Below are 2,868 nucleotides of genomic sequence, written 5' to 3' on the forward strand. Positions count from 1 at the left end.
CGGCCCTGTCGCAGGACCGCCTCCGCGTTGGCGGGCGGGTCGGCGATGGCCGCGTGGCCGGTGCACGCGGCGATCCGCGCGAAGCCGTGCTGGTAGATCGACCAAAGATTCACGATTTCGAAGTGCCCTTTCCAGCAAGCAGTTTCACGATGAGTGCCTCTCGGCACCCGACAAGCGTCGGCCCACCACCGTCAGTCGGCATGGACCGGCCGTTCGAAGAACGTCTCCAGCACGACCGTGGCATGCGTCCCGCTCACACCCTCGATCTCGTAGAGCCGCCGCAGGACGTCCTGCAACTGCTCCGTGGTGGCCGTGCGCACCTTCACGAGGACGGAGGCCGTGCCCGCGATGACGTGGGCTTCCTGGATCTCGGGGATGGCGGCGAACGATTCGGACGCCTCCCCCATCCAGGCCGACGAGTCGACCATGACGAAGGCGAGCACGCCCCGACCGAGGGCGGCCGGGTCGACCTCCACGGTCGTACGGCGGATCACGCCGCGTTCACGGAGCTTACGTACGCGGTCGNNAGCTCCGCGATCAGCGCCCTGTCGACGTCGTCCACGATCCCGTTGACCATCCCCATGGCCCCACCATATCTGGTTCGGTCGTATTAGGATCACGGCGAATGGCGTTCAGAACCCATGGCATTCACATCCGCATGACGCTCAGATCCGCACGGAGAGAGGTTGGCCATGTCCGGCGAGATTCTCAACAATCTGTACGAGGTCCTGGACGAGCGCTTTCGCACCGGGCGGTGTGCGAACGGCGACGCGCGGCTGGAGCGGTTGCACTCCGACTGCCGTTGGGCCGAGGGGCCGCTCTATCTGCCCGCCTGGCGGCAGCTGATCTGGAGCGACATTCCCAACGACCGCCTGCTGCGCTGGGACGAGGCCACGGGCACGATCGGGGTCTTCCGCTCCCCGGCCGGACACGTCAACGGCAACACACTCGACCGTGAGGGCCGGCTGGTGAGCTGCGAGCAGGGCAACCGCCGGGTCACCCGCACCGAGCACGACGGGCGCCTCACAGTGCTCGCCGACCGCTTCGAGGGCAAGCGGTTCAACAGCCCGAACGACGCGGTCGTACGCTCCGACGGCTCCGTCTGGTTCACGGACCCGGACTTCGGGATCACCAGCGACTACGAGGGGTTCCGCGCCGAGAGCGAGATCGGCAGCTGCGACGTCTATCGGATCGACCCCGTGACCGGCGGGATCCACCGGGTCGCGGACGGTTTCGGCGGACCGAACGGCCTGGTCTTCTCGGCGGACGAACGGCAGTTGTACGTCGCCGACACGAAGGCCGGACAGATCCGCGTCTTCGACGTGCACGAGGATCGCACCCTCTCGGACGGCAAGGGCTTCGCCCAGCACACCGAGGGCGGCTTCGACAACATCCGCTTCGACGACGAAGGGCGGCTGTGGGCCGCCGCGTTCGACGAGGGTGTGCACTGCTACGACCCCGACGGCGCCCTCATCGGACGGCTGCGCGTGCCCGAGCCGGTGTCCAACATCGCCTTCGGCGGCCCGAAGAACAACCGGCTCTTCATCACGGCCACGACCTCGCTGTACTCACTCATGATGTCCGTGACGGGCCTGCCCCGGGTGCTGTGAGGGCCGTACGCCTTCCCGGAGCTCTCGCTCCCGGGCGTCGGCTGGGCGTCGGCCGGGGTGTTTCGGCCGATTCCCGACAGGCCGCGAGATGCTCACCTCCGTGCATTGACCTCTTCGGCGTACTGCCCAACGGTGGATCCTCCCTACTCGGCACACGAAGGGAAGTCCCCGTGCGAAGACGGCACTTCGTCAGTGGATTGATCGGCACCGCGGCAGCGTTCGGGCTGACCACGGCGGCCGGGCCGTTCGCGTCCGCCCGTGACGCAGGCGCCGCCGCCGCGTTTCCCCCGGGCTGGCAACCCGTGCCCGTGCCGAACGGGCAGGAGGCCGCCCAGCTCCTGGACGTGGCTGCCGCCGGGCCCGAGCTCGCGTGGGCCGTGGGCGAGGAGGGCCGGAACGGCTCCACTCGGGGCAGGCCCCTGGCGATGGTCTGGGACGGCACGGCGTGGACACAGACCGGCCTGGCCCAGCTGGAATTCTCGGGACAACTGCACTCCGTCGCGGGCAGTTCGCCCGACGCGGCGTGGGCCGTCGGCACCGACACGTCCGGCCACGGGCACCTGCTGGCCTGGGACGGCGTCACCTGGCAGGAGGTGGCGTACCCGGGGCAGGACGACACCGGGACCGAACTCACCGGCGTGACGGTCGCCCCCGACGGGCGCGCATGGGTCTCCGGCCGCAACAGTGAAGGGCAGGGGCTGCTGCACTGGAACAAGCGGGAGTGGCGCTGGTGCGCGCTGCTCCCGAGCACGGCGACCGAGGCGCCGTCGGGCGTCCACCGCACACCGGATGGCGAGATCTGGGTGTACGGAACCGGTGTCGTCGCCCGCTGGAACGGAGCCTGGACCGAACTGCCGCCGCCCACAGGGATCCGCTTCGGTGTCACCGGGCTCCTCCCCTGCGCCGCCAACGACGTCTGGCTCACCGGCTACGACTACGGAGTCGGTGGGCCGCCCGGCAAGCCCCCGAGCTGTGTCCTGCGGCACTGGGACGGCACAGCTTGGAGCTATGTCACCCCGCCGTTCACCGTCGGTCTGCTCAGCGGCATCACCGGCGACGACCAGGGTCTGCCGGACCGTATCGCGGGCTGGGACTTCTGGGACCAGACGCGGGCGCACTATCTGCGCTGGGACGGCGCGGCCTGGGTGAGCGAACGCGGCCCGCTCGCGACAACACCGGTCGTGCTCAACGCACTTGCCCGGATCCCCGGCACCGGCGAGTACTGGTCCGTCGGCACGACCTCGTCCTCCCCCTACCC

General features: G+C 69.6%; 3 protein-coding genes. 2 read left to right on the forward strand and 1 reads right to left on the reverse strand.

Annotated features, from left to right (window positions below):
* Positions 1–191: 191 nt before the first annotated feature.
* On the reverse strand, positions 192–525 hold a 334-nt coding region (locus AOK17_RS46000; RefSeq protein WP_169802014.1), incomplete at its 5' end, for an Lrp/AsnC family transcriptional regulator.
* A gap of 167 nt (positions 526–692) precedes the next feature.
* Here AOK17_RS46000 and AOK17_RS46005 point away from each other — a divergent pair.
* Both AOK17_RS46005 and AOK17_RS46010 read left to right on the forward strand, forming a co-directional pair.
* Complete coding sequence (locus tag AOK17_RS46005; RefSeq protein WP_055618608.1) at positions 693–1,610, forward strand: SMP-30/gluconolactonase/LRE family protein; 918 nt, start codon at positions 693–695, stop codon at positions 1,608–1,610.
* 170 nt (positions 1,611–1,780) lie between these two features.
* On the forward strand, positions 1,781–2,868 hold a 1,088-nt coding region (locus tag AOK17_RS46010; RefSeq protein ID WP_055618609.1), incomplete at its 3' end, for an NHL repeat-containing protein.

Origin of the sequence: Streptomyces phaeochromogenes, from assembly GCF_001418655.1 — a bacterium.
Classification (GTDB): domain Bacteria; phylum Actinomycetota; class Actinomycetes; order Streptomycetales; family Streptomycetaceae; genus Streptomyces; species Streptomyces phaeochromogenes.